Source organism: Vibrio sp. 10N.222.48.A3, assembly GCF_041475345.1.
In the GTDB taxonomy this organism is placed as follows: domain Bacteria; phylum Pseudomonadota; class Gammaproteobacteria; order Enterobacterales; family Vibrionaceae; genus Vibrio; species Vibrio tasmaniensis_A.
In genome coordinates this window covers 1,199-2,598 of the sequence record NZ_JBFRVX010000661.1, presented here as the reverse complement: position 1 = coordinate 2,598, position 1,400 = coordinate 1,199, and the positions used below count along the sequence as shown (strand labels likewise).

The window sequence follows — 1,400 nt, the reverse complement described above, 5'->3', positions numbered from 1 at the left end:
TAATCAAGCAGTAACTGCCCACGGTTTCCATCTCGGTAGTCAGGGTGAATTGCCACGCAGGCCATCTCTGCCATGTGATCTTCTGGATAAGCGTACAGCGCAGCGCAACCAATGATCAGACCGTCTTTTTCGATGATAGTAAAACGATGGACTTCTTGTTCTAACTGCTCTCTTGAGCGACGAACAAGAATGCCTTGTTCTTCAAGAGGGCGAATGAGGTCAAAGATACCACCGATGTCATCAATCTGAGCTTGTCTGACTTGTTCGGCACTCGCCATGACCACTTGGGTTCCAATACCATCAAAAGAGAATAGCTCTTGGATCAATGCGCCATCGACTTTGTAGCTGATCAAGTGACAACGAGGCACGCCTGCTCGGCAAGCGGAGATCGCTCCTTTCAAGAAGCGCAGTGTTCCGGTGCTCATGTCTTCGGCGGGGTTCTGGGATTCCGTTAAGCGTTCAAGAATTTGCTTGGCGTCTTTAGGGAAGAGTTCGGCGAGTACATTACCGTTTTGATCAGTCACCCCTTGCTCAGAACAAAAGCCAATCAGTTTGTCGGCTTTCAAACGGATAGCAACTTGTGTCGCGACCTCTTCCGAAAGCAGGTTAAAGCTTTCGCCAGTGACTGAACTGGCAATAGGCCCAAGAAGGACGATGGAACCTTGGTCAAGGGTGCGATTGATCCCTTCGATGTCTATTCGACGAATGCGTCCGCTGTGGCAGTAATCTGTGCCATCATCGACGCCTAAGGGTTGAGCGGTAATAAAGTTACCGCTCATGACGTTCAGTTGAGTGCCCGCCATTGGAGTGTTGTTCAAACTCATTGAAAGGCGAGCGGTGATCGCAAGTTGCAGTTGTCCAGCCGCCTGCATTGCAACACCTAAAGAATATTCATCTGTGACTCTAATATTTTTATGGTAAGGCGTATGGCAGTCTTGCTTCTCTAACAGTTGGTTGATCTGTGGTCTTGCCCCATGAACGAGAACAATCTTAACCCCAAGGCTATGAAGCAGGGCTATATCACTAATAATATTGCCAAAGTTTCTATCGGCAACGGCTTCACCTCCCAACATAATCACCATGGTTTTACCACGGTGAGCATTTACATAAGGGGTCGATTGCCTAAAGCCTTTGACTAGCGCTGTACTTCTTAATTTCACAGAATAAGTCTTCCTTGTTTATTTATTCGATAATTTAGCATTTAAATTCAAATCTGAACAACAACTTTTTGGAATGAAGCGCAAACTATTCTCATCTAGGCTTCGTTTTATAAACTGTCTCAGTGTACAATGCGTACAGCATCCTTATGAGTCGTAAACGAATGCAAAAAAATCCAGTAAGAAAGAGTAAGATTGATGAGCTCGCAAAAGGTCTCTACAGTGGAGCAGAGCAGCGCAACA

At 46.1% G+C, this 1,400-nt stretch carries 1 protein-coding gene; it reads right to left on the bottom strand.

Annotated elements, in window-relative coordinates; translation table 11 throughout:
* Window positions 1–1,160, bottom strand: a 1,160-nt coding sequence (gene argA / locus AB4653_RS17945; protein ID WP_372104894.1) for an amino-acid N-acetyltransferase, incomplete at its 3' end; no start/stop codon positions are given.
* Window positions 1,161–1,400 lie beyond the last annotated feature (240 nt).